Raw genomic sequence first — 25424 nt, forward strand, 5'->3', positions numbered from 1 at the left:
CGGCCCGTGCTGCCTCGGGCCCCCCCCCCCCCGCCCGTACCCGCCCGCACACGCAAGGCAACGCACTCGCGTGCCGTGGTAAGGCGTTGGCGGACATGAACCTCGCAAACGCACCACGCCACCCGGCTCAACGCTGGCAGTCGTCAGGTGCGGGCTGCCCTGCCAATCGCTCGCCGATCCATTGGCTTGCCTGCGCTGCACTGTCGCGCGCGATGAAGCCATGGCCCACCTTGGGCAGGGACAGCCATCGCACTGCCGTGCCCTGCGCGCAGGCCTGCTGCCGGTATGCCTCGGTCACGGCCGGCCGCACCAGCGTGTCGGCCTGGCCCTGCGCGATGAACAGCGGCACCTGTGGCGGTGGCAGGCCGGGGATGTTCTCGCGCAACAGGCGCTTCCACGGCTCCACCGAGGCGATGTCCGGCACCGACAGGAACGCCTGCTTCAGGCTGCGCCCGGACCACTTGCGCTCGACCAGGTCGTAGGCCGTCTCGATGCACTCACGGGCCAGCGCGTCCATCGCCGGCGCCGCGCTGGGGTCCAGCACATCACCCAGCGGCAGGCCGTAGACCCGATGCCAGGACCACAACGTCATCGCCGTGATGTTGCGCCCGCCGTCGGAGTTGGCGTCGTCGCGCAGCAGCGTGTCCAGCTGTGTGGCCGGCGCGGCCACCGCGACCCCGGCCAGGGTGTAGCCCGGCAGGTAGCCGGTGGCGAGCTGCGCGGCGAACAGCGCCGCGTGCCCACCCTGCGAATGCCCCCACAACGCGTAGCGATGCCCGGCGTGCGCGTTGGGCAGCAACGCTGCCGCACGCACCGAATCGAGCACGGCGCGGCCCTCGCTGATCCCCACCAGGTAGGGATGCGGCGCCGCCGTGCCGAGCCCGGGATAGTCGGTGGCCACCACGATGTTGCCCTGGGCCAGCAACGCGGCCAGCCCCTGGATTTCGCGGAATCTGCTCCGCGCCCGTGACGGCGCGCACTGCGGCTCCACCCCGGAGGTGGGGTGGGCCCAGGCCACGATCGGGCGGCCACCGGCCGGGGCGGGTGCGATGGGCACCAGCGCCACCGCCGAGACCGCGATCGGGCTGCCGTCCGGGGCCTGCGAGCGATACAGCAGCCGGTACGCCGTAGCGCCATCGGGCGCGTCGGGCAGCGCCTCGCTACGGATCAGGCTGCCCGGCGCGCCCTGCACCGTGGCCGCATCGGCCTGGTAGAACGGCGGAATCACGGTGTCCGCGCCGGCCGGTGGCGGCATGACGCCCGCGGCCAGCAGGGCGAGCAACAGGGCGCGGCGAGGCGCGCGGCGGGAACGGATCACACGGTGCGCGCGGGCCACGGCGTTACTCCTCGCGGGGAATGGCGCCATCGTGCGCCTTCGCCGACCGCCCGGCTTGACCTGGATCAAGCCGCCCGCACGGCAAGGGCCGCATGGTGGACGCTGCCCACCCACGCGCCCGGCGGCGCCTGCGACCTGCCATGTGGAACGACTTCAGCCATACCTTCCTGGTCATCTTCACCAGCCTGCTGCCGGTGATCAACCCGCCCGGCGCGGCCTTGATGGTGCTCGGTATCGTGCCCGACGCCAGCCCGGCCCAGCGCAACATCGTGGCCCGGGCCGTGGCGATCAACAGCCTGGTGCTGCTGGCCGCCTCGATCGGCATCGGTGCCTACGTGCTGTCCTTCTTCGGCATCTCCATCCCGGTGCTGCGCCTGGCCGGTGGCCTGGTGATCGCCGCCACCGGCTGGCGCCTGCTGCAGGCACCGGCCCAGGGCGAACGTGGCTCGCTGGCCGGCGCGGCGCAGGACGAAGCCCGCGAGGACATCGACGCTTCGCTGGCATCGCAGTTGTTCTATCCGTTTACCCTGCCGCTGACCGTCGGGCCCGGCTCGATCGCCGTGGCCATCGCGGTGGGCACCAGCTCGCCCGCCGACGGGCCCGAGGCGGTGCATGTCGCGGCGGCCGGCAGCGCGTTGCTGGCGCTGTGCGTGCTCATCTACGTGTGCATGCGCTACGCCTGCCGCCTGCAGTCGCTGCTGGGCCACACCGGCACGCAGGTGGTGGTAAGGCTGCTGGCCTTCGTCATCCTGTGCATCGGCGTGCAGATCGGCTGGCTGGGCCTGTCTGAACTGCTCGCCCACCCCGGCGCGCACTGAGCGCTTCCGGCTTGACCCAGGTCAAGCCGCCGGCGGCCGCACTCGATAGCCTGTGCACCTGCTCTCCCTGGACCCGCTCCGATGCAATCCCAGCCTGCTGTCCTGGTCTCCGGCGCCGGTGTCGCCGGCCTCGCCACTGCCTGGTGGCTGCGCTACTTCGGCTGCCAGGTAACGGTGGTGGAGAAAGCACCCGCGCTGCGCGGTGGCGGGCATGCGGTGGACATCCGCGGCGCGGCGCTGGCGGTGGTCAAGGCAATGGGCCTGCACGAGGCGATCCACAGCCGCCGCACGCGCCTGGAGGGGTTGTCGATGCTCGACCGCGACGGCAACGAAATCCGCCGCGACGACAGCCGCACCTTCAGCGGCGGCCGGCTGGACAGCCCGGACATCGAGATCTTCCGCGACACCCTGTGCCGGCTGCTGGCCACGGCGGCCGGCGCGCCGGGCGACACGTTCTTCGATGAGCACATCACCGGCATGAGCGAGAGCGCCGATGGGGTAACGGTAAGCTTTGCCAGCCACCTGTCGCGCCGCTTCGATGTGGTGGTGGGCGCGGACGGGGTGTATTCGTCGATGCGGCGCCAGGCCGTGCACGCCGATGACACCTGCCTGCGGCCGCTGGGCGGCGCGCTGGCCTTCTACAGCGCGCCCAACCACCTGGACCTGACCGACCGCGAGTGGATGTACCGCGATGCCGAACTGGGCGTGGTGGTCTACCCCGATACCAGCGGCCAGGAGCTGCGCGTCGGCGCCGGTTTTGGTGCCGAGGTGGACGCCGCGCTGCGCCATGACGTGGCGGCCCAGAAGGCGCTGGCACGGGCCCGGATGCAAGGGCTGGGCGGGCGGCTGCGGCCGCTGGTGGAGGCGATCGACCATAGCGACGCCTTCTACTTCGGCGAACTGGTGCAGGTGGTGCTGCCGCGCTGGTCGCAGGGCCGCGTGGTGCTGGTCGGCGATGCCGCGCACTGCGCCTCGCCGTTCTCCGGCCAGGGCACCAGCCTGGCGCTGGTCGGCGCCTATGTGCTGGCGCGCGAACTCTCGCGCAGTCCCGACCAACCGGCCGCGGCATTCGTCCGTTACGAAACGCGCATGCGCCCGTTCGTCGAGCTCAACCAGGCGCTGGTGGACATGACCCGGCAGGGCCCGGCGCCCGATGCGCAGATGCAGGCGGCGGCCAACGGCATCGAGCTGCACGACCTGCACCAGCCATGACGCCGTTCTGCACACCCCGGGCTGCACGATGGCCCGCCATCGGGCATGCTCGCGCCCATCCTTGCCTGCGTGATTGCCTGCCATGCCGTTCCTGACCACCCCGCACGGTGCCCTGCACTGGCTCGATACTGCCTCTGATCCCGATGCGCCCGCAGTCGTGCTGATCCATGGCCTGGGCGGCGATGCATCCTTCTGGGCCGCCGAACAGGCCGCCCTCGCCGCCCACTTCCGGGTGCTGACGGTGGACCTGCGTGGGTCCGGGTTGAGTGCACGCACCAGCGGCGCATTCGCCATCGAGGATCTCGCACGCGATGTCGTGGCCATCCTGGACCATGCCGGGATCACCCACGCGCACGTGGTGGGCTTCTCGATGGGCGGCGTGGTGGCGCAGGCATTGGCCAGCCATGCCCCCGGCCGCGTGGACCGCCTGGTGCTGGCCGCCACCTTCGCGCGCACCAACCCGCAGGCCGTGCTGTTCCTGCAGGCGGTGGGCACCGTGTATCGCCGCGGCGCCACGCCCAGGCAGGTGTTCGACCTTGTGCTGCCGTGGTTGTTTTCCGAGGCGTTCTTCAGCGACCCGCGCGCCGCGCCCTACCTGGACTACCCCGAGGAGGCCGCGGACGAGCAGACCCCGCAGGATTGGCAACGCCTGCTGGATGCGATGTGCGCGTTCGACGGCCATGCGCGGCTGGCCACGCTGGCCTGCCCGACCCTGGTGATGGCCGGCGACGAAGACCGGCTGGCCACCCTGGCCGATGCGCAGCACCTGGCCAGCGGCATCCCCGGCGCCGTGCTGCACGTGCTGCGCGGGGGCCACCTGATGAACGTGGAATCGCCCGAGGCCTTCATCGAGCACGTGATGCAGTTCCTGCGCGCGCCGCGCTGAGGGTGGCGCGTCTAGCTGGCGCGGTGTTCCACCATCGCCAGCAGCTGGGCGGCCACGCGATCGAACGGGGCGATGTCCTGCGTCGCCCGGCACATCGCCACCGCGCCTTCCACGCTGGCGATGATCAGCGTGGCCTGCGCGGCTGCCGCCGCCGGTGCGTGGCCGGCCTGCACCAGCGCATCCCCCAGGCGCTGCTCCCAGCGCGCGAACACGGCCGCCGCCGCGTCACGGGCCGCGCTGGGATGGGCATCCACCGGCACCTCCACCGCAGCGGCCAGCACCGGGCAGCCCGCCTCGAACCGGCTGTCCAGCAGGCGCTCGCGCCACCGCTGCAGGAACTGCTGCAAGCCCGGCCCCGCGCCCTCGGCCAGCAGCCGCGCCAGCAGCGCATCGACCCGGTCGCCGGCCAGCGTGGTGGCACGCGCCAGCAACTCCTGCTTGCCGCCGGGAAAGTGGTGGTAGGTGGAGCCCAGCGGTGCCTGCGCTGCCTTGCTGACCTCGCGGATGCTGGTGGCGTTGAGCCCCACCCGGGCGAGCATCTCCGCGGCGGCGGCGACCACGCGTTGCGGTGCATCGGTAGCGCGCGGACTCATGGCCCACCTTCTTGCCGGAACAGTCAGCATAGATTAGCGTAACCGTTCTATTACAGTCGTCATAAAACGTATGAATCTGTGGTTCCGCCTGCTCCACCTGCTGCTGTGCAGCTTCTTCCGGCCGCGCCTGGCCGCCCCGTTCGGGGTGTCGCGGCTGCCGTTCCGGGTGCTGCCCAACGACCTGGACAGCAACCTGCACATGACCAACGGGCGCTACTGGAACATCTTCGACCTGGGCCGGCTGGACCTGATCGTGCGCATGGGCCTGGGCCGGGTCGCGCTGCGCGAGAAGTGGGCGCCGATCGTGGGCGCCGGCACGATCCAGTTCCGCCGCGAGCTCAAGCCGTTCCAGCGCTTCACCCTGGAAACGCGGCTGGTGGGTTGGGTCGGCACGCGGGTGATCATGGAGCAGCGCGTGCTGCTGGGCGAGGCGAAGATCGCCACCCGCGCACTGCTGGTGACCGGCATCTACGACCGGCGCCAACGCCGTTTCGTGGACATGCCGCGCATGATGCAGTCCATCGGCGCGCAGGACGTGCCCTCGCCCGCGCTGGGCGCGGCGGCCGAGGCCCTGCTGGCCGCCGATGCGGCGCTCAAGCAGGACGAGGCCTGAGCGCGGCCGTGCTCAGGGGGCGGCGTTGCGTGGGGCGGCGGCGTCGCCCACCAGCAGCACGTAGTCGAAGTCCTGCTGCAGGCCGCTGAACGCACCGCCCTGCGGCGTGTCATAACGCGCCCGCACCTGCAGCGTGTGCCGGCCCGGCGACAAGGGCTTGAGCATCAGCCAGTAGCCATCGGCGGCGGCCAGGGCGGCCTCGCCATCGCCGGCATCGAGGGGGAAGCAGCCATCGCTGGCCACCCGATGCGCATGGATGTCGCCCAGCGACTGGCCGTCCAGCAGCACCTCGGCAGCACGCAGGTGCTGGTTGTTGACGGCGGCATCGGCCTGCATCTGGCTGCAGCGCTCGAACGCATTGCCTTGATAGACCAGCATGTTGATCACCGGCAGCAGCACGTGCCGGCCGGCGGGCACATGGCAGGTGCGTTGTGGCTGGAAACTGCCGTCGGTGCCGGCCAGGAACCACACCGGGCCGCGCTGCCCCACCGCGCACGCGCTGCCGTCCGTGTCGGCGTAAGGCGGGGTCGGCTGGGCTTCGGCCCAGCGCCACCAGTTCGCCGTCCACTCCGCCAGGGGCGTGCCGTGCACGGCCTCGCGGGTGATCGACGCCGGCAGCGGCCCCGACGCCGATGCGTCCGCCGAGGGGGCGTGGCCGCCTTTGCAGCCGCTGGCGGCCAGCAGTGCCAGGGCCAGGGCCAGGGCGCCCAAGCGGTGGTGGGATCGTGATTGCATTCCGTTGCCCTCGTTGTTGATCGTGCCGGCAGGTCGCGGCAGGCCCGCGCCGAATTTACCGCATCGGCGGCTTGGCCTGCAGGGCGCGTGTCACGGCGGCCTCGGCCAGCGGTGCCATGCGCGCGTACCCGGCCGCCGTGGGGTGCACGCCATCGGCCGCCAGCGCGGCATCCAGGCCGCCGTCCGCGTTGGCCAGCGCGGCGTGGTAATCCAGATAGACCAGCTTCTCTGCCTGCGCGTAGCGCCGCAGCGCCGCGTTGAGCGCACGCACCTTCGGCGCCGGCTGCACGCCGGGCTGCCACGGGTACTCGCTCACCGGCAGCACCGAGGCCAGCACCACCGCGATGCCGTGCGCGCGCGCCAGGTCCACCATGGCGTGCAGGTTGTCCTCGATCATCGCCTGGGTGGCCGGGCCGGTATTGCCGGCGATGTCGTTGGTGCCGGCCAGGATCACCACCACGGCCGGGCGCAGGGCGATCACGTCCTGGGGGAAGCGCACCAGCATCTGCGCGGTGGTCTGCCCGCTGATGCCGCGGTTGAGGTAGCCCTTGTCGGCCAGAAAGCCGCCGTTGCCGCTGCGGCTCCAGATCTCGGTGATCGAATCGCCGTAAAACACCACGCGCGGCTGGCCTGCCGGTGCGGCCGGCAGCTTGGCGTTCTCGGCGCGGTAGCGCTGCAGTTGCGGCCAATCCAGCAGGCGCTGCTGCATGCCCTGCACCTGGTCGGCGGTGAGCTGTGCCACGGGCGTGCGCAGCAGCGGGTTCACCGCCGGCTCGGCGGCGTGGGCGGCGGGCATCAGCAGCGACAACGTCGCGGCGGCGAGCATTCCCTTCAACAAAGACGGCATCCAGGCATCTCCCAAGGCATCGCCGTTCACCCTAGCACGCCACAGGCGCGGGCCTGGCGGGCGAACGTGCCGCCCGTTCTCAACCGCGCCAGGCCACCACCTGCGCGCGGGTCTGCAGCGCGGTTTCAATGCGGCGCAGGCAGCCCGGCGTGGGGCTGACCAGGCACCACTGCGCGCTGTTGCGCAGCAGCGGCAGGTCGGCATGGTGGTCGGTGTAGGCCATGGCCCACGGCGGGGCGTAACCGCGCGCGGCCAGCATCGGGATCTTGTTGGGCCCCAGGCAGCGCTGCTCGCTGACCCAACCACCCAGGTACGGCCGCAACGTGGAGGCCACCAGCGGCACCTCGGCCAGCCCGCCGCGTGCCAGCAGCGCGCGTGCCAGCGGCTCCCAGCAGCCGGTGGCGATCACCACCCGGTCGCCCTGTTGCAGATGCAGGCGCAGGCGCGCCACGGCCGCGTCGACAAACAACGCGTCACCGCCGTCGAACACCGCCTGGGCATGCGCCTGGGCCAGGGCCTCCAGCGCCTCCCGGCTGCGACCGAAGGTGGCCAGCCACACCGCAATGCGCACCGGCAGGCCACGGGTGGCCGGCAGCGCCAGCATCAGCAGCAGCAGCGGCAGGCAGGGCAGCAGCGAGGCCATGCGCCATGGCTGGCGGCGCAGCAGCCCCTTGAAGAAGCGCGACGCGGTTTCCCAGCGGGTCAGGGTCAAATCGAAATCAAACACCACCACGTTGTCCGACGGCATCGGCGACCTTCCTGGTTGCAGGCCGGCATTGTTGCACCCACGGACCCGATGGCCTACCCGCCGGCGTGAATGGCGTGGCAGACTGCCGCGCTGGAGATTCCCTGCGACAAGGACCGTCATGATCGTTCCCGAATACTGGGCCGATGCCCGCCTGGATGTCCGCCATGGCCGCCGCCGGCTGGTCGTGCGCCGCTTTGGCTGGTCCGATGACAGCCTGGCCGCCGCGCAGGCGCATGCCGATGCACGTGCGCAGCAGGCGCTGGCGGCGATCATCGCGGGTGAGTCGATACCCCGCCGCGAACGTCGCACCAGCTACGGCGTGGAGGGCGTGCCGATCCGCGAGCAGATCGTCGAGCGCCACGCCGACATCGTGATCACCCGCAACAGCTACGGCGCGCTGTGCCTGAACACCCCCAACGTGCTGTTTGCCGACATCGACCACCGCCCGGCACCGGCCGGTTGCGTGCTGCCCAGCCTGTTGGCCGCCGCGCTGTGGGCGGGCGTGGCGATCGTGGCCGGCATGCAGTGGAACTGGATCGTGGGCGTGCTGGCGGGCGCGGTGGTGCTGTGGGCGGCCAACGCCATTGCGTTGCGCGTCCTGCGCGCCCGCCACCGCGGTGCGCAACGCGAGGAGCGTGCGCTGGCGCGGGTGGAGCAGTTCGTCAGCGCGCACCCGGACTGGCACCTGCGCGCCTACCGCACCCCGGCCGGCCTGCGCGTGCTGGCCATGCACGCCACCTTCGCCGCGCACGATCCGGCCGTGCAGGCCTTGTTCGACGCGCTGCAGACCGATGCACTGTACGCACGCCTGTGCCGGGTGCAGCACTGCTTCCGCGCGCGGCTCACGCCCAAGCCCTGGCGGATCGGCATGCGTCGGCGCATCCGTCCGCCGGTGGCGGCGTGGTCGGCCGAACAGGCGTTCCTGCCCGCGCGCCTGCAATGGATCGCCGACTACGAGCGCAAGGCGCAGGGCCACGCCGCCTGCCGCTTCCTGCGTGCCTTCGGCGACGAGCGGCGCGTGGATCCCGCCGCCGAAACCGTGCGCGCCCTGCACGACCGCATCGCCCGGGCATACGAGCCGTTGCCGCTGGGCTGAGCGGCCGCTGCTCAGAATCCGTCGAGCGTGCGCAGCAGCGAGCCGAAGGTAAGGTAAAACGCGTCGTGGCCGCCCTTGGCGCGGCCGTAGCCGAGGAACACCGGGCCGAGGAACGTATCGGCACCCACGAAGATACTGCCGGCGGTCTGCATGCCCTCGATGTCCACCGCATCACGGGTTTCCCAGAATCCGCCCCATTCCAGGCTGCCGCCCACGTACAGCGGGATGGTCAGCAGCGAATCGGCGTGCGCCACGCGGCGGTAATACACCACCCGCGCCAACGCGGTCTGCGGCGCGAAGATCGCCTCCTCCGGGTAGCCGGACAGGTTGCCCAGGCCACCGAGGAAGCCGTAAGTGGCCAGCAGCTCGTCCCCGCCATGCGCCGAGGAGGCGCGCAGCCCACCCAGCCAGCGGTCCGGCCCGTGCGACCAGGCCCCGTCCCACTGCAGCCGGGTGACCGCCGCCGCGCTCGCCGTGCCCAGCGTGTCCAGGTAGTGCTGCCGGGTGAGCGAGAGGCGTTGGCCGCGGCTGGGAAACGCCGAGCTGTCGATCGAGTCGTGGCGCAGCTGCAAGCCGACGCTGCCCATGTCGGCGCGGTAGTTGCCCAGCTCGCTGGGGTCGCCCACATCCAGGCGCAGCCGCTCGCGGCCGCGCTCCAGGAACCCGGCCAGCTCCCAGTCCGGGTGCGGCGAATACGCCCAGCGCAGCCCACCCAGCCATTGGCTGTAACGGAACTGCCCCAGCGCACCGCCGCGCAGCGTGGCCAGGTCCAGGTCGGTGGCGCGGTACTGGGCATAGGCCGACAGCGCATGCCGCCCGCGCTGGCCCAGCGGCCGGTAGTACTCGGCAAAGGCTTCTTCCACCTCGCCCAGCCCCACGCGCAGTTTCATCTCCGCGCCCTGCTCGCTCAAGCCGGTGCGGGTCAGTTCGCTGATCAGCTGGTAGTTGCTGCTGCCGTTGAAATCATCGGACAGGCGCAGCGCGAAATGCAGGAAGTCCGGCCCCCAGCGCTTGTCCTGCGGCGCCAGCACCAGGCCCTGGCGGCCGTCGCGCGCCTCCAGCCGCCATTGCACCTGCTCGTAGCGGCCCTCGCCATAGGCCGTGGCCACCTGGCGCTCGATCTGGTCCGGCGCCAACGGCTGGCCCAACTGCGGCTGCAGGCGTTGTTCGAGATAGCGCGCGGTGCGCGTGTCGCCGCGCAGCACGTCGACGAAGGCGATGATCGGCGCAGCGTAGGCCGGTGGCCGATGCTGGCGCTCGAAGGCCGCATACGCATCGGCATCGACCTGGTAGCGGGCGATGTCGGCCACCTGTGCCTGCGCGGCCTGCTCGCCCACGCCCACCGCCTGCGCGGAGCGGTTGAAATCCTGGCTGCCCATGTCGCCCAGCGCCGGGGTGATGAGCAGATCCTGCGGCCCAAGCGTGGCCAACTGGGCGCGTATTTCCCGCTGCATCAACACGCTGGCCATCTGGTGGCTGATCGCCAGCGGCGAATCCAGCCGCGCCTCGCTCATCAGCGGCGTGCCCACGCGCGAGACGATCACCCGCTGCGCGCCCAGGCGCCGCGCCTCGTCGATCGGCAGGTTGTCCACCACCCCGCCATCGACCAGCAGCCGGTCCTGGTAGCGCACCGGCGCGAACACGCCGGGCACGGACATGCTGGCGCGGATCGCCAAGGCCAGGTCGCCCTGCGCGAACACCACCTTGTCGCCGCTGACGATATCGGTGGCGATGGCGCGGAACGGGATCGGCAGCCGGTCGAAGTCCTGCACCTGCCAGGCCGGCAGCAGCAGGCGGCGCAGCAGCATTTCCAGCTTCTGGCCCTGGATCAGCCCTTGCGGGAAGGCGATCCTGCCGTTGCTCAGGCCCACCTCCACGCCGCCCAGCAGGCGCAGGTCGTCTTCCTTGCGGCGCATGCTGCGCTCGTTGCGCGGTGGCTTGTCATGCAGCACCTCGGCCCAGTCGATGCGGTCGAGCACGGCCTCGATCTCGTCGGCGGTGTAGCCGGTGGCATACAGCCCGCCCACCACCGCCCCCATCGAGGTGCCCACGATGCAGTCGATCGGCACCCGCTCGCGTTCCAGCACCTTGAGCACACCGATATGCGCGGCCCCGCGCGCCCCGCCGCCGCCCAGCACCAGGCAGGTGCGCGGATGATCGGCGTCGTCAGCGGGGCGTGGCGAGGGTTGCGCCCCGGCCGGTGCGACCGCCGCCACCAGCAAGGCCCACCCCAGCCAGGTGGCCAGGGCGCCACCGCGCCGCCGGGTTGGTTCACGCTGCCACATCAGGCCTCTCCCGCCGGCGCCGCCGGCACCTTGTCCCCAGCCGCACTCTGCCTGCCGCGCATGCCCGCGTCCACCGGCGCCTGGCCCAACGCAGATCGGCCGCCCGTTGCGGGGCGGCCGATCGTGTCCAGCGGCGGTCGTCGACCGGTGTGGAGGTTACCGGGCGTTCTTCACGTAGGTGTCGAACCAGTTGAGCATTTCATGGACCAGCTGCTCGTTGGATTCCAACGCGGTATACCAGTGCGGTTCGTTGGGCAGCATCACCAGGCGGGTGGTGCCGCCGTTGCCGCGGATCGCCTGGTACAGCTTGCGCGACTGGAACGGCTCGGTGCCCGGGTTGGCATCGTCCTCGCCGTGGACCAGCAGCAGCGGCAGCTTGATCTTGTCGGCATAGAAGAACGGCGAGGCCTTCAGGTACACGTCCTGCGCCTGCCAGACCGAGCGACGCTCGTTCTGGAAGCCGAACGGGGTAAAGGTCTTGTTGTACGAGCCACTGGTGGCCACGCCGGCCTTGAACAGGGTGGTATGCGCGATCAGGTTGGCCGTCATCAGCCCGCCGTGGCTGTGCCCGGTCACGCCGATCCGGTTGCGGTCCACCACCCCCAGGTCCACGGCCTTGTCCACCGCCGCCTTGGCGTCGGCTTCCAGCTGCTCCAGATAGGTGTCGTAGGCGTTCTTCGGGTCGCCCACGATCGGGAACGAGGCGTTGTCGATGATCGCGTAACCGGCCAGCAGCATCAGCCGGTAAGGCGCCAGCCGGGTGAAGGTCTGCTGCGAGCCGGACACCTGCCCGGCCTGCGCCGCGTTGGCGAAGTCGGCCGGGTAGGCATACAGGATCGCCGGCACGCGCTGGCCTTCCTTGTAGCCGGGCGGCGTGTACAGGGTGAAGGACAGGTCCACGCCGTCGGCGCGCTTGTAGGTCACCAGCCGCTTCTTGATCTGGCGCACTTCCGGGGTGGGATCGGTCAGCCGGGTCAGCGCGGTGGCGGTGGAGGCGAACTGGGCCTCGCCGGCCTGGGCGGCCGCATCGCGCCCGCCCTGCTGGCGCACGAAGGCGTTGGGCGGGTCCATCACCGACTGGTGCCAGGTCAGGTAGCGGCCCGGCGTGGCGGTCAGGCCCAGCACCTGCTCATAGGCATCGGTGGCGCTGCGGAAGACCCGCTCGGTCTTCAGCGATGCCAGGTCGAGCCGGTCCAGGAACGGCCGGTCGCCCTGCGGCGAGGCGCCCTGCCCGCGCAGGAACACCACGCTGCCCTCCTGGCGCACCACCGGTGCCCCGTTGGGCAGGCGGGTGAACACCAGGTTGCCCGGGTCGGCGTACTGCTCATCGCTGGACAGATCCCACAGCAGGCGCCCTTCCTTCTTCGGCTGGTCCACGTCCACGATGCGGGTCTGGCGCCAGTGCCGGTTCTCGTCGTTCTCGAACAGGAAGGACACGGCCGGGTCGGCGCTCCAGGCGATGCCTTCAAAGCGCTGCGCGGTGCGGGCGATTTCCTGCGGCTTCCCGGTGAACGGCGCCTTCAGCGCCAGCACGCGGTCACGATGCGGCACCGTGACCTTCCAGTCGCCCTTGTCCAGCGCCTCGGCGTAGACCAGCGTGGCCGGGTCGGTGGAACGCCAGTCAAACTCACGCGGGCCTTCGGGCACGCCGTGCACGGGTACGCGATCGGCCAGCGGCAGGCTGGCCACCGGCGTGCTGCGCCCGCTGGCCAGGTCCAGCACGGCCACGTCGTTGGCGAAGCGCTGGTAGGTCACCGCGTGCGAGAACGGTGCCTTCAGGGTTTCGGTCAGCACATGCACGCCATCGGGCGCGGCATTGACCCCGTCATACAGGGCCGGCGCGCCCACGTTGCGCACGCTGCCGGCGGCCACGTCCACCACCGCCAGCTGGGACAGCCCGTAGTAGGCGAACAGCGTTTCATCATGGGCGCTGGTCAACGTGTCGCGCGCTTCATAGGTGCTGCTCTCACCGCTGCTGCCCAGCGACTCCTGCACGTCCGGACCGCCCGGGCCGTTGCCGCTGGTCGGCGCGGGCCCCTGGTTGTCGGGCACCCGCTTGACCAGCAACTGCTGCCCACCGCCCAGCCACTGCACGGTGTTGCCGAAGATGGGATTGAGCTGCACGCCCGGCACCTGCTTCACCTGGCCGGTCAGCGCATCGCCCACCCACAGCTGCACCGAGGTGGCCACCGCGTTCTGGAACGCGAACTGGCGACCGTCGGCCGACCACTGCGCCGCGCCGGCGCAGCCCTGCGGCAAGGCCACCTTGGTGTGCTTGGCCGTGCCCACATCGACCAGGGTGAAATCGGCCACGCAGGCCGGAATGCCGTAGCCGCCCTGGGTGTCATGGCGGCTGCGGTTCTTCGGCTCCAGCCGCACGCCGGCCAGCTTGAGGTAGGGCTGGGCCACGCGCTCGATCGAGGGATAGGTCTGCGCGGTGGTCAGCAGCAGGCGCTGGCCGCTCGGGTCCAGGCTGGGCTGCGGCGGCGGTGGGGCCTTGAGCACCTTGAGCAGGTGTTCCGGTGGCTTGGCGTAGTCGGCCAGGGCCGGCTGGGTGGCGAGCAGGCCGAGGCTGGCGGCGGCAACGGCCGCGGCCAACGAGGTACGACGGATCAGCATTCCTGTCCCCTTTGAGGTGGTGGATACCCGCGCGCGGGCACGGCAGGAATCTAGCACCACCGGCACAGGCGGGAATGGGCCGGAAGGCCTGCCTTCGCGATGCCGCCACGATCCGCATCAGGCCGGTGTGCGTTGCCTGCTGGCTGGGCCACAATCAGCACTGGTCACGCGGATCGAGGAGCGGCAGTGGTTGAACATGCCTCCAGGGGTCAATGGGCCATGGCCCTGCTTTGCGCGTCGCTCGCGGGATGTACCCACGCGCGCGATTGCCACGCCTCTGCTTCAGCACCTGACGCGTTGGTCTCAAGCACTTATCAAGCTCCCGCAACTGAGGCCTTCACTGCCGAGCAGCTTTTGCTTGGGGTGCTGGAACTCATCAAAAACTTGGACAAGGCTGACCAGTTGACCCTTGGACGCCTGTCCGAGGCCATGCGGCAACCCGCGCGGGCATTTGGACCTGGCCATGCTGGATACGGCGGCAGACTGACAGACCACTGGAGCTTCGCGCTTGAGTTGAAGAGGGCCGAGACCAAGCGAGCGAGACTCGACCTCGACTTCATCGATACAACGCCAGAACAGTCTTCCGTCGCTACCGACATCTGCGCGCTCGACTTCATTCGATTCGCTTCAGCGCTCAAGGCAGCTGGATTCATGCAGACGACGATCTACGGCGAGCACGGCCGCATCGCTTACGAGATGTTTGCGAGGCAGGACCTTGGCGTCGTTGTGGATACGGCAGGCGAAGCATCCACCACGTCCATCCTTACCGCACACCGCTGTGTTCGTCATGTAACGGTGCAGTAACCGAGAGCCGCCCGACGACCGGCACGTTGACCCCCGTCGCGGCACCATGCCCGCTCGGAAACCCACGCGCAGCAGCGATAAGACGCCGCTACTGCCGCGCGTGCACATCCCATGTCACCAGGTAATCCGGGTCCACTACCGTGGCCCCGGTGGAAAGCAGGCGGTACTCCCCTGGCGCGGCGGCCAGGTAGTGGTCCAGCATGGGCGGCAGATAATGCTCGTGCCCGTCGCCTTCGTCGGCCAGCACCACGCCTTCGTCGGCGCTGATCCGCAGCACGGTGCCCGCGTATTGCTGCAGGTCCTGCACCTGGCCATCGCCGCCGTAGCGGGTGACGCCCACCAACACCACCTTGCCGATCATCGCCGCGATCCTGGCATCATCCAGCGCAGGCAGCGCGTCAGGTCCTGTGTCATCCATGCGTCAACCTCCTTGATCACTCAATCCTTGGCGCGCGCAAAATGGGCCGTGCGCAGCACCGGCTGGCCATCGCGGAAGTAGGCCTCGGTCTCGGTGAGCATCTGGCCGTCCGCACTGACGGTATACACGCGCGTGGAGCGCGGAATGTCCTGGTAGATGAACTGCACCACCAGCACGCCCGGGGCCGGCATTTTGCCGGCTACCCGGTCCACCCCGTAGCTGCCGGTCGCCGGTGCCGGCGTGCCATCCAGCGCCATGGTCGAGGTGGCCTCCAGGCGATTGCCGCTTTGCTCGACGATGGCCACGTGCGAGTACCACTTGCCGCCCGGCACCTCGGCAAAGGCCAGGCGGACACTCAGCGGCCGCGCCTCTGGCGGCATCGGCAGCGACGCGACGTCCAGCGTCCAGTCCCCGGCCAGCGGCGACGCCATGGGCGGTGCGGCCCAGGCGGAAGACGCCTGCCACAGCAGCGCGGTGAGTGCAGCCAAGCCGATCCTTTTCATGTGACCTCCGCTCCACAAGGGGGACTGCCCGCCGCGTTCGAGGGCGCGCCAGCGGGCGGGTCGGCACGGGCACGTGGCACCACGATACCGCGGAAATCGATGGGGATGGCAAAGCCCTCCAGCTTCATCCACGGCGCCGGCTCGGCCTGTACCTGGATATCGAAATCGCGGGTGATCAGCGCGCAGAACAGCACCAGTTGGGCGTGGCCGACCGCGCTGCCGATGCACGCCCGCGAGGCAAAGCCGAAGGGGACGTAGGCGCCCTTGTTGGGCTGCCGGCGCGAGGGCAGCCAGCGGTCGGGGTCGAACACATCCGGGTGGTCCCAGAATTCCGGGGAGTGGTGCTGGTAATAGGAGGACAGCTCGTAGGCCGCGCCCTTCCGGATCGACACCCCCTCGGCCTCGATGTCGTGCCAGGCCGGCCGCCGCAGCGCGAACAATCCCGGCCACACGCGAATGGTTTCCTTCACGAAGCGCGAGGTGCATGGCAGTTCGCGCATGGGCAGGGTATACAGCGACGCCAGGCTGAGCGCGGTGGTCTCGGCGCGGATGCGTTCGCGCCAGTGCGGGTAGCGGTGCATCGCGTACAACAGGCTGGCCGCGGTGATGCCGGGCAATCCGGACATCCCGGCCAGCACGGTGGACACCAGGTAGGCCACGCGGTCAACGCCGATCCGCCCGGCCAGCGGCAACAGCGACTGCAGGAAGTCATCGCGCGGCGTGGTGTCGCGCTGGCGGCGCTTGATGTGGCGCACCACCGTGCGGGCCGCGCGCCGGGACAGATGGAAGTTGAGCACGCGCCGGTAGAGGCTGAAATCCTGCTGCACGATGCCGCTGTAGCGCGTTTTCTGCTCGCCGATCAACGCCTCGGTATCGCGCGCGTCCATGCCATCGATCAGCAGCGGCAGCAGCGGCTCGGAGATCGCCCACCAGCTCAGTTCGCTCAGGTCGTGCACGGCGCCGCAGCGGCTGGAGAGGAACGCATGCATGCGCCGATACAGCGCGCCCATCTGCGCCGGTGCGGCCAGCCGGCCGCCCTGTTCGCTCAGCAGCGCACGCACCTCGCGCCATGCCACCGGCGCGGCCGACCCACGCAGACCCAGATAATCGATCAGCGAATCCGGCACCGTGTGCTTGTCGGTGTTCGCCTTGTCTACTTTCACGGCCAGGGCAGGATCGAAAATGCCCACCACATTTTCCTGGAATGTCAGCACCGGGCCCTCCTGGCGGACCCGTTCCAGCAGATCATCAATCGAAATGACTTCCGTGCCCGCCTCGCGCTCGGCCATATGCCCTCCGATGCCAGGGATGGTCGGCGACCACCCCTGGCGGCTCATGAAAACACGCGAAAATCGCCGGTTCTAGAAGATGATCCAATAGATGTACTTGGAACGGATGCTCTGGGTCGGACTGTGCGAACGCAGGTTGAGGGACACCTGCAGGGCGCGTACAAGATCAGCCATGGTATGACTCCTTGGTTTCGTCGTGATTCCGATATCGAAGGCCAGGCAGGGGTTGCCTGGCGGCTCGTTGTAGCACGCAAAATAGCCGTGGCTCGATAATTCACCTGATACAAACGCGGAAGTTACCGCGCGCGGTAATTTCTCGAACAGCCACTCATATTCGAGGAGAAACTCATCACACTTTCCGGGCTATTCAGAAGCCTACGCTAACCTCGCGGCGCCGACGTGCGCGAAGGACGGCCCGGCATCCACGCAGCGCCGGGGTCGTCCCTCAGGCACGTGATGAAGGGCTGAGATAGCGGTGCAACTTTTGCGGGATCCGCGCCTTCACTTGGGAACCGACCGGAACTAACCTGTCCCCCTCCCCCCTCCATTGATTGAGCCCTATGAAGCGCGTGGCCAGACGTCTATCGGCAGGAACAGGCATCAGCGCCTTCCTGGCTGTCCTGCTTGGCGGTTGTGCCACCACACCGCTGATCGGGCAATCCACCGGGCGATCGACGACCACGGCGCCCGTGACCTCATCGCCCTCTTCCTCGACACCAGAAGGCATCCTTCGCATCGTGCTGACGTTGATCCAGACATCGTCCGCCGCGCAGGACATCTCCCTGGACAGCTTCACCCAGGCGATCGGATCGCCTCCCGCCCGTTTTCGCGCCGACAGACGTGGCTACAGTGGCAACCTCACTGAACACTGGGATTTCCTCGTCGTCCTGGACAAGGCAGGCACGACTGACGCCAGGCTGGATGTCGAGTTCATCGATGCGACGGCTGACAGACGTGCGCCTGCACCGGAGATATGCGCCATGTCGTTGGAGCAGGCGGCCGACGAGCTTGAGGCTGCGGGCTTCCGGCGAGAGACCGTCTACGGTGAGCACGGCAGGTACATGTACGATCGATTCCGGCGCAGCGGGCTGTCCGTAGAAGTCGATTCGATGGGCGCGCCAGCCGTGCCGCCACAGCGGTCGATGCACGCCTGCATTCTTGCAGTCAGGGTGCGTTGAAGGGTCACAGAAAAGATGGCCTCGCTTGCGGCATCCCCTCGCCGCCGGCCCCACCACGCTAGAATGCCGCCATGCGAACCGTCCACGCCCTGCGCTACATCACCCCGCTCCGCGAAGGCGGCTCCCTGCCTGCGGTGGTCGAGACCGACGACGAGGGGATGGTGGTGCTCAAGTTCCGCGGTGCCGGGCAAGGGCCCAAGGCGCTGATCGCCGAGCTGATCGCCGGGGAGATGGCGCGCAGCGTGGGCCTGCCGATCCCGGAGATCGTGTTTGTCGAACTGGATCGCGAGTTCGCGCGGACCGAGCCGGACCCGGAAATCCAGGACCTGATCCGCGCCAGCGAGGGGCTCAACCTGGGCAGTGATTACCTGCCCGGCGCGATCAACTACGACCCGGCCGCGATGCCGGTGGATGCCGACCTGGCCTCGAAGATCGTGTGGTTCGATGCACTCACCAGCAACGTGGACCGCACCGCGCGCAATCCCAACCTGATGGTCTGGCACCGCAAGCTGTACCTGATCGACCACGGCGCGGCGATGTACTTCCACCACGACTGGGCCAACGCCGGGGAGGCCTGCGAGAAGCCGTTCGTGCTGATCCGCGACCACGTGCTGCTGCCCTTCGCCACGAACATCGCCGAAGCCGATGCGGCGCTGGCCCCGTTGCTCACCGATGCCGAGATCGAGCGCATCGTCGCCCTGGTGCCCGACAGCTGGCTGGTGGACGAGCCGTTCTTCGACAGCCCGGCGACGTACCGCCAGGCGTATGTCACCTACCTCAAGCGCCGCCTGCAGGTGCGTGCCGTCTTCGTCCAGGAGGCCGTCCGTGCCCACGCTGCACACGTATGACTATGCGGTGATCCGCGTGGTGCCGCGCGTGGAGCGCGAGGAATTCCTCAACGTCGGGGTGATCGTGTCCTGCCCCGGCGCCAAGCACCTGGAAGCGGCCATCGACATCGATCCGGCGCGCCTGCATGCCTTCGCGCCAACGCTGGACCTGGAGGCGCTGCAGCCGTGGCTGGATGCCATCGTGGCGATCTGCCGCGGCGACGCCGACGCCGGCCCGATCGCGCAACTGCCAGCCCGCGCACGCTTCCACTTCCTCACCGCCAAGCGCAGCGCGGTGGTGCAGATGTCCAGCACCCACGTGGGGCGCACCGCCCACCCGGCCGGGGTGGTGGAGCACCTGCTCGACCGCATGGTGCGGGTACCCCGCTGACGCCTGCGGCGCGGCCTACTTCCGCGCCGGGCCGTCCCAGCGGCTGGTGATCTGGCTGCGGATCGGGGTGCGCGCGGCGTTGCGCTCGGTCGGCTCGAACCGCATCGCCTGGATCGCACTGACCGCCCAGCCGGTGTGCGCGCCGGCCGGCTTGGCATCGATCACCTGCACATCGGCGGTACGGCCGCGTTTGGTGATGGTGTAGGCCAGGGTGACTTCCTCGGCGAACGCCACGCGCTTGGGGTCGGCGCGCGTGCTGGGCGAGAACGCGCCCGGCGCGGGCCGCCAATAGGTGAGGCCTTCGGCGGGCGTGACCGCCAGCGGTGCCACGTCGGCGGCAAACGCCGCAGGGCTGAGGGCCAGGGCGAACGAGAGCGCGGCGGCGCGCATCCAGGGCAGGGGCATGGTCTTCCTTGTTTGCCTTCCAACGAAGCGCCAAGCCTACCTGTATTTCCCCATTCGCGCCGGGGTGCACCGCGGCGCGGCCCCGGCCTGCGCTGCGGGCATCCCTGCCCGCGATCGGCAATGCACGCCCTGCCCCGCCCTACTTCGGCAGCGCGTAGGCAATCACGTAATCGCCTGCCGGGGTTTCCATGAAGTGATGGCCGCCGGCCATGATCACCACGTACTGGCGCCCACCGAACGCGTAGATCATCGGATTGGCCTGGCCGCCGGCCGGCAGCTTCGCATGCCACAGCTCCTTGCCGGTCTTCAGGTCGATGGCGCGCAGCAGGTCATCGGTGGCCGCGGCAATGAAGATCAGGCCACTGGCGGTCACCACCGAGCCGCCGTTGTTCGGGGTGCCGATCTCGATCGGCAGGCCCGAGCGGATGCCGAACGGGCCGTTGCCGCGTGCGCTGCCGAACGGGCGGTCCCACAGGGTCTTGCCGGTGCGCAGGTCGATCGCGCGGATGCCACCGTAGGGCGGCTGCTTGCACAGCAGCTTGGTGAACGGCAGGCGCCAGCCGGCGTTGACGTCAATGGCGTACGGCGTGCCCACCTGCGGGTCGCCCGCGCCCTCGGCGCCGCCCTTGTCGGCGCGCACGTCCTCGCGCGGCACCCAGCCCAGCTGGTCGGCCTTGGCGCGCGGCACCAGCAGGTTGTAGTTGGGCATGTCGTTGTAGTTGGCCACGATCACGCCGCGGCGCGGATCGACCGCCACGCTGCCCCAGTCCGAGCCCCCGTTGTAGCCGGGGTATTCGATGGAGTGGCGATCCGCTTCCGGCGGCGTGTAGAAGCCCTGGTAGCTGGCCTTGCGGAACTGGATGCGGCACACCAGCTGGTCGATCGGGGTGATGCCCCACATGTCACGCTCGGTGAGGTCCGGCTTGCGCAGCGTGTGATACAGCGAGAACAGCTGGGTGGGCGAGCGCTGGTCCGGCTCCACGCCGCCGGTGGGCACCTTGCGCTCCTCGGCCGGGGTGAGCAGCTGGCCGGTGCGCCGGTCCAGCACGTACATGTCGCCCTGCTTGGTCGGCAACAGCAGCGCCGGCACCTTGCCGGCGGCGGTGGGGTAATCGATCAACGTGGCCTGCGAGCCCATGTCGTAGTCCCACACGTCCTTGCGTACGGCCTGGAAGTGCCAGACCGGCTTGCCGGTGTTGACGTCGATGGCGACCAGCGAGGTGGCGAACGTGTTCTGGTTCTCGCTGCGCGAGCCGCTCCAGTAGTCACCGGCGGAATTGCCCATCGGCAGGTAGACCAGGCCGAGCTGGTCATCGCCGGTGGCGGTGGTCCACATGTTGGGCGTGCCGCGCGTGTAGGTCTTGCCCTGCGCCGGCAGGCCGGTCAACGCGGGCTGGTCCATGTCCCAGGCCCAGCGCAGCTTGCCGGTGACCGCGTCGTAGGCCTGGATCACGCCGGAGGGCGCATCGCGGCGCTGGCCGTCCAGCACCTGGTGGCCGGTGACGACCACGCCCTGCACGATCGCCGGCGGCGAGGTGATGGAGACATAGCCGGCCGGGCTGTCGCCCATGCCCACGGTGATGTCCACCTGGCCATTGTTGCCGAAGCCGGCGCAGGGCTTGCCGGTGGCGGCATCGACGGCGATCAGGCGGCCATCCAGGGTGCCTTCGATGATCCGCGCCGCGCAGGCGCTGCGCGGCAGCTGGGTGAGCACCGGTACGCCCGGGGCGGCATTGGCCAGGTCGGCGGCCACATCCGCATCGGCGGCCTGCTGCGCGGTGGCCGGCACCTCGTAGTACGACACGCCTCGGCAGGCGGCCGTGTACGGAATCGACTTGTCCTTGATCTTCGGGTCGAAGCGCCAGCGCTCGGTGCCGTCGGCGGCATTGAGCGCCACCAGCTGGTTGCGCGCGGTGCACAGGTAGAGCGTGTCGCCCACCTTGAGCGGGGTGGTCTCCGCGCCCCAGCGCTTCTCGGGCAGGTCACCGGTGCGGAACAGCCAGGCCTGCTTGAGCGTGCCGACGTTGTCCGGGGTGATCTGCTGCAGCGGCGAGAAGCGCGTGGCCGCATTGTTGCGCCCGTAGGCCGCCCAATCGCCATCGGCCGGCTTGTCGGCCGGCTGCAACGGCGCATCGGCCGTGGGCGCCAACCCGGCGCTGGCGACCGCGTCGGGGAAGTCACCGCTGGCGGCGGTGATGCCGTGCGGCACGAAGGCCAGCACGAAGGCGGCCACGAACACCACCGCCAGCACGCCGGCCAGGCTGCGCGAGAGGCGCCTGGTAAACGGGCGATCCAGCGTGGGCAGCAGCAGGGCGAGCACGAAGCCGATGCCCACGATCAGGCCAAGCCGGGGCACCCAGCGCCAGTAGTCGCTGCCCGATTCCCACCAGGTCCACAGCAGCGTGCCCACGAACACGGCACCGAAGCACAGCGCACCGGCGCGGCGGTTGCCCCACAGCAGCACGCCGGACACCAGCAGCCCGACCCCCGCCAGCACGTAGTACCAGGAGCCGCCGAGCACGGCCAGCCAGGCGCCCAGCCCGCCCAGCACCAGGCCGAGCAATACAAGCACGAGGGATAACAGGGTGACCAGGCCGTGGCGCGGGCGCCGCACGGGGGAGGAGGAATCGGGGGGTACGGCGTGGGGCGAGGCGGACATCGTGCGCTCCTGACGGCACAGCCGGCGCGGGTCCGGCTGCAGGGGGAAGGCCATCGCGGACGCAAACGTCCGCTGGTTCGGATGCCGTTATCCCACCGTGCCCGTGAAGTGCATGCGTTCTTTCGGCCGACCGCCATGATCGGCAAGATGCCGCGATCGCCCGCCCCGGAAACGACAACGCCGGCACAGGGCCGGCGTTGTCGCGATACGGCGTGAACGAGGCGATCAGCCCTGCGGCGTCTCGTCACCGGCAGCCGGTGCGGTCTCCACGCTGCCTTCCACCGGCGGCAACGCTTCCACCGCCAGCTCCTCATCGTCGATGGAGGCATCCATGCGCTCGACGGCCTGCAGCTTCTCGTCCTTGGACAGGCGGATCAGGGTCACGCCCTGGGTGTTGCGGCCCACGCGGCTGATTTCAGAGCCACGCGTGCGCACCAGGGTGCCGCCATCGGAGATCAGCAGCACTTCGTCGGCGGCGCCCATCAGCACCGCGCTGACCAGCTTGCCGTTGCGCTCGGTGGTCTGGATGCCGATCACGCCCTGGGTACCGCGGCCCTTGCGCGGGTAATCCGGCAGCGGGGTGCGCTTGCCGTAGCCGTTCTCGGTGGCGGTCAGGATGTACATGCCGTCGTCGTCACCGGCCTCGATCACGGCAACCTCGCCGTTCTCGATCACGGTTTCTTCGACGCTGCCCTCGTCCTCGTTCTCGTCCTCGCTGCCGCCGGCACTCTCGGCCACGATCAGGCTCACGACCTCTTCGCCCTTGGCCATCCTGATGCCGCGCACGCCGGTGGCGGTCCGGCCCATTGAGCGGACCTTGTCCTCGCCGAAGCGCACGGTCTTGCCGTTGGAGGCGAACAGCAGGATGTCGCGCTCGCCGTCGGTGAGGCCGACGCCGACCAGCGCATCGCCCTCGTCCAGGTTGATGGCGATCTTGCCGCGCGCCAGGCGGAAGGCGAACTCGCTGAGCGGGGTCTTCTTGACCGTGCCGTTGCGGGTGGCGAAGAACACGAACTGGCGTTCGGCGTACTCGCGCACCGGCAGCACCGCCTGCACCCGCTCACCGGGTTCCAGCGGGATCCAGTTGATGATCGGGCGGCCACGGGCGTTGGAACCGGCTTCGGGCAACTGGTGCACCGGCAGCCAGAACACCTTGCCGGCGCTGGTGAAGGTCAACAGCGTGTCGTGGGTGTTGACCAGCCACAACTGCTCGATGAAATCCTCTTCCTTGGTCGAGGCCGCGCTGCGACCACGGCCGCCGCGACGCTGCGCGCGGTAGGCACTGACCGGCTGGCGCTTGACGTAGCCGGCATGGGACAGGGTGACCACCACGTCTTCCGGGGCGATCAGGTCCAGGATGTCCAGGTCTTCTTCGCTGTGGCGGATCTCGGTGCGGCGCTCGTCGCCGAACTCGGTGCGCACGTTGATCAGCTCTTCGCGGATCACCTGCAGCAGGCGGTCCGGATCTTCCAGGATGTGGATCAGCCCGGCGATGGTTTCCAGAAGCTGCTTGTACTCTTCGGTCAGGCGGTCCTGCTCCAGCCCGGTCAGGCGGTGCAGGCGCATTTCCAGGATCTGGGTGGCCTGGATCTCGGTCAGCTGGTAGCCGCCGGTGATCAGGCCCACGCCCTTGGGCAGGTCTTCCGGGCGCGAGGTCTCGGCACCGGCGGCGCCCAGCATCGACCCGACCAGGCCCGGCTCCCACAGGCGGGCGAGCATGCGTTCGCGCGCCTCGTTGGGGTTGGGCGAGGTCTTGATCAACTCGATCATTTCATCGATGTTGGCCAGCGCGACGGTCAGGCCTTCCAGCACGTGCGCACGGGCACGCGCCTTGCGCAGCTCGAACACGGTGCGGCGGGTGACCACTTCGCGGCGGTGGCGCACGAAGGCCTCGAGCATCTGCTTGAGGTTCATCAACTGCGGGCGGCCATCGACCAGCGCCACCATGTTGATGCCGAACACCGACTCCATCTGGGTCTGCTGGTAGAGGTTGTTCAACACAACTTCCGCCGACTCGCCGCGCTTGATCTCGATGAAGATGCGCATGCCGTCCTTGTCGGACTCATCGCGCAGTTCGCTGATGCCCTCGAGCTTCTTTTCCTTGACCAGCTCGGCGATCTTCTCGATCAGCCGCGCCTTGTTCACCTGGTAGGGAATCTCGGTGACGATGATCGATTCGCGGCCGTTGTCGGCCACTTCGATATCGGCCTTGGCACGGATGCGCACCCGGCCACGACCGGTCCGGTAGCCGGCCACGATGCCGGCGGTACCGTTGATGATGCCCGCGGTCGGGAAGTCCGGCCCCGGGATGTACTCCATCAGGCCGTCGACATCGATCTCGGGATTGTCGATCAGCGCGATGCAGGCATTGATCGATTCGGTGAGGTTGTGCGGCGGGATGTTGGTGGCCATGCCCACCGCGATACCGGCCGAACCATTGACCAGCAGGTTCGGGAACCGGGTCGGCATGACCGTCGGCTCCAGTTCCTTCTCGTCGTAGTTGGGCTGGAAATCGACGGTTTCCTTGTCCAGGTCGGCCATCAGCTCATGGGTGAGCTTGGACATGCGCGCTTCGGTGTAACGCATCGCCGCGGCGGAGTCGCCGTCGACCGAGCCGAAGTTACCCTGGCCATCGACCAGCATGTAGCGCAGCGAGAACGGCTGCGCCAGGCGTACCAAGGTGTCATACACCGACTGGTCGCCATGCGGGTGGTACTTACCGATGACGTCACCGACGATACGCGCCGACTTGAAGTACGGCTTGTTGGCGTGCGCGTTGAGTTCGCTCATCGCAAACAGCACGCGGCGATGCACCGGCTTGAGGCCGTCGCGCGCATCCGGGAGTGCGCGGCCCACGATCACGCTCATCGCGTAATCGAGGTAACTCTTGCGCATCTCGTCTTCCAGGTTGACCTGGATGATTTCCTTGGCGGTTTCTGCCATTCGGGTTCCGTTGTCTGGGTGCGGTCCAGTCCGCCGCGCCAGCCCTTTCGGGGCGGCCGCGTCGGAATCTCGATTAACCGGCGAAGTCTACCACAACGGGCCGTTTTCCGCCCGCTTTTACGGGGGTTTTACCGGCAAGAATCAGGAACTTACGGGAGCGTTGCGGGCGTTGGCGGGGTCCGGCCCGGCAGGCCACGACCGTGGGTCGTGGCACGGCCG

The 25424-nt window shown here is 69.3% G+C and carries 22 protein-coding genes; 9 read left to right on the forward strand and 13 right to left on the reverse strand.

What is annotated here, in order from left to right; genetic code table 11:
* Window positions 1-127: 127 nt before the first annotated feature.
* Entirely contained in the window at window positions 128-1336 is a 1209-nt protein-coding gene (locus RSA25_RS05820) for an alpha/beta fold hydrolase (RefSeq protein ID WP_332807962.1), read from the reverse strand.
* A 140-nt stretch (window positions 1337-1476) separates the two neighbouring features.
* Between RSA25_RS05820 and RSA25_RS05825 the strand changes: the two genes are divergently transcribed.
* The 3 genes from RSA25_RS05825 (at window position 1477) to RSA25_RS05835 (ending at window position 4252) form a co-directional block, all read left to right on the forward strand.
* A complete protein-coding gene (locus tag RSA25_RS05825; protein WP_332807963.1) occupies window positions 1477-2154 on the forward strand; it encodes a MarC family protein in 678 nt (225 codons plus the stop codon).
* Between the two features lie 81 nt (window positions 2155-2235).
* Window positions 2236-3366: an FAD-dependent monooxygenase gene (locus tag RSA25_RS05830; RefSeq protein WP_332807964.1), complete on the forward strand. Its 1131-nt coding sequence runs from the start codon at window positions 2236-2238 to the stop codon at window positions 3364-3366.
* Window positions 3367-3448: 82 nt separating this feature from the next.
* Complete coding sequence (locus RSA25_RS05835) at window positions 3449-4252, forward strand: alpha/beta fold hydrolase (RefSeq protein ID WP_332807965.1); 804 nt, start codon at window positions 3449-3451, stop codon at window positions 4250-4252.
* Between the two features lie 11 nt (window positions 4253-4263).
* Here the strand turns inward: RSA25_RS05835 and RSA25_RS05840 are convergent, their stop codons facing one another.
* Window positions 4264-4845, reverse strand: a complete 582-nt coding sequence (locus RSA25_RS05840) for a helix-turn-helix domain-containing protein (RefSeq protein WP_332807966.1) — start codon at window positions 4843-4845, stop codon at window positions 4264-4266.
* Window positions 4846-4915: 70 nt separating this feature from the next.
* On the opposite strand from RSA25_RS05840, the gene RSA25_RS05845 reads away from it, so the two are divergent.
* Window positions 4916-5458 carry a thioesterase family protein gene (locus RSA25_RS05845; RefSeq protein WP_332807967.1) on the forward strand — a complete coding sequence of 181 codons (543 nt, stop codon included), beginning with the start codon at window positions 4916-4918 and terminating at the stop codon, window positions 5456-5458.
* A gap of 12 nt (window positions 5459-5470) precedes the next feature.
* Here the strand turns inward: RSA25_RS05845 and RSA25_RS05850 are convergent, their stop codons facing one another.
* The 3 genes from RSA25_RS05850 to RSA25_RS05860 form a co-directional block, all read right to left on the reverse strand.
* Window positions 5471-6193, reverse strand: a complete 723-nt coding sequence (locus RSA25_RS05850; RefSeq protein ID WP_332807968.1) for a hypothetical protein — start codon at window positions 6191-6193, stop codon at window positions 5471-5473.
* A gap of 55 nt (window positions 6194-6248) precedes the next feature.
* On the reverse strand, window positions 6249-7019 hold the full coding sequence (locus RSA25_RS05855) for an SGNH/GDSL hydrolase family protein (RefSeq protein WP_332807989.1): 771 nt from the start codon (window positions 7017-7019) through the stop codon (window positions 6249-6251).
* Window positions 7020-7119: 100 nt separating this feature from the next.
* Window positions 7120-7788 carry an HAD family hydrolase gene (locus RSA25_RS05860; RefSeq protein WP_332807969.1) on the reverse strand — a complete coding sequence of 223 codons (669 nt, stop codon included), beginning with the start codon at window positions 7786-7788 and terminating at the stop codon, window positions 7120-7122.
* Between the two features lie 118 nt (window positions 7789-7906).
* Between RSA25_RS05860 and RSA25_RS05865 the strand changes: the two genes are divergently transcribed.
* Window positions 7907-8884, forward strand: coding sequence for a hypothetical protein (locus RSA25_RS05865; protein WP_332807970.1), 978 nt, complete (start codon window positions 7907-7909; stop codon window positions 8882-8884).
* An 11-nt stretch (window positions 8885-8895) separates the two neighbouring features.
* On the opposite strand, the gene RSA25_RS05870 is transcribed toward RSA25_RS05865, so the two are convergent.
* The gene (locus RSA25_RS05870) at window positions 8896-11169 is read right to left on the reverse strand and encodes a patatin-like phospholipase family protein (protein ID WP_332807971.1); all 2274 of its coding nucleotides are present in this window, start codon (window positions 11167-11169) and stop codon (window positions 8896-8898) included.
* A gap of 156 nt (window positions 11170-11325) precedes the next feature.
* Complete coding sequence (locus tag RSA25_RS05875) at window positions 11326-13788, reverse strand: prolyl oligopeptidase family serine peptidase (protein WP_332807972.1); 2463 nt, start codon at window positions 13786-13788, stop codon at window positions 11326-11328.
* Window positions 13789-14007: 219 nt separating this feature from the next.
* Between RSA25_RS05875 and RSA25_RS05880 the strand changes: the two genes are divergently transcribed.
* Entirely contained in the window at window positions 14008-14592 is a 585-nt protein-coding gene (locus RSA25_RS05880; protein ID WP_332807973.1) for a hypothetical protein, read from the forward strand.
* Between the two features lie 88 nt (window positions 14593-14680).
* Here RSA25_RS05880 and RSA25_RS05885 read toward each other — a convergent pair whose 3' ends face one another.
* From RSA25_RS05885 to RSA25_RS05895, 3 genes are read right to left on the reverse strand one after another with little or no spacing between them, the layout of a single operon-like run.
* Entirely contained in the window at window positions 14681-15010 is a 330-nt protein-coding gene (locus tag RSA25_RS05885) for a hypothetical protein (RefSeq protein ID WP_332807974.1), read from the reverse strand.
* A 20-nt stretch (window positions 15011-15030) separates the two neighbouring features.
* Window positions 15031-15513 carry a LuxR family transcriptional regulator gene (locus tag RSA25_RS05890; RefSeq protein WP_332807975.1) on the reverse strand — a complete coding sequence of 161 codons (483 nt, stop codon included), beginning with the start codon at window positions 15511-15513 and terminating at the stop codon, window positions 15031-15033.
* The gene (locus RSA25_RS05895) at window positions 15510-16727 is read right to left on the reverse strand and encodes a cytochrome P450 (RefSeq protein WP_332807976.1); all 1218 of its coding nucleotides are present in this window, start codon (window positions 16725-16727) and stop codon (window positions 15510-15512) included. Before RSA25_RS05895 ends, RSA25_RS05890 begins: the two co-directional genes overlap by 4 nt.
* 635 nt (window positions 16728-17362) lie before the next feature.
* Here RSA25_RS05895 and RSA25_RS05900 point away from each other — a divergent pair.
* The 3 genes from RSA25_RS05900 to RSA25_RS05910 all read left to right on the forward strand — a co-directional run bounded on the left by RSA25_RS05900 (window position 17363) and on the right by RSA25_RS05910 (window position 19198).
* Entirely contained in the window at window positions 17363-17980 is a 618-nt protein-coding gene (locus RSA25_RS05900) for a hypothetical protein (protein ID WP_332807977.1), read from the forward strand.
* A gap of 71 nt (window positions 17981-18051) precedes the next feature.
* On the forward strand, window positions 18052-18828 hold the full coding sequence (locus RSA25_RS05905) for a HipA family kinase (protein ID WP_332807978.1): 777 nt from the start codon (window positions 18052-18054) through the stop codon (window positions 18826-18828).
* The gene (locus RSA25_RS05910; RefSeq protein ID WP_332807979.1) at window positions 18806-19198 is read left to right on the forward strand and encodes a DUF3037 domain-containing protein; all 393 of its coding nucleotides are present in this window, start codon (window positions 18806-18808) and stop codon (window positions 19196-19198) included. Before RSA25_RS05905 ends, RSA25_RS05910 begins: the two co-directional genes overlap by 23 nt.
* A gap of 15 nt (window positions 19199-19213) precedes the next feature.
* On the opposite strand, the gene RSA25_RS05915 is transcribed toward RSA25_RS05910, so the two are convergent.
* The 3 genes from RSA25_RS05915 to gyrA all read right to left on the reverse strand — a co-directional run bounded on the left by RSA25_RS05915 (window position 19214) and on the right by gyrA (window position 25205).
* A complete protein-coding gene (locus RSA25_RS05915) occupies window positions 19214-19603 on the reverse strand; it encodes a hypothetical protein (protein WP_332807980.1) in 390 nt (129 codons plus the stop codon).
* Between the two features lie 139 nt (window positions 19604-19742).
* Complete coding sequence (locus RSA25_RS05920; protein WP_332807981.1) at window positions 19743-22262, reverse strand: membrane-bound PQQ-dependent dehydrogenase, glucose/quinate/shikimate family; 2520 nt, start codon at window positions 22260-22262, stop codon at window positions 19743-19745.
* A 225-nt stretch (window positions 22263-22487) separates the two neighbouring features.
* Window positions 22488-25205 carry a DNA gyrase subunit A gene (gene gyrA / locus RSA25_RS05925; protein ID WP_332807982.1) on the reverse strand — a complete coding sequence of 906 codons (2718 nt, stop codon included), beginning with the start codon at window positions 25203-25205 and terminating at the stop codon, window positions 22488-22490.
* Window positions 25206-25424: the final 219 nt, after the last annotated feature.

Origin of the sequence: Stenotrophomonas sp., from assembly GCF_036662295.1 — a bacterium.
GTDB lineage: Bacteria > Pseudomonadota > Gammaproteobacteria > Xanthomonadales > Xanthomonadaceae > Stenotrophomonas.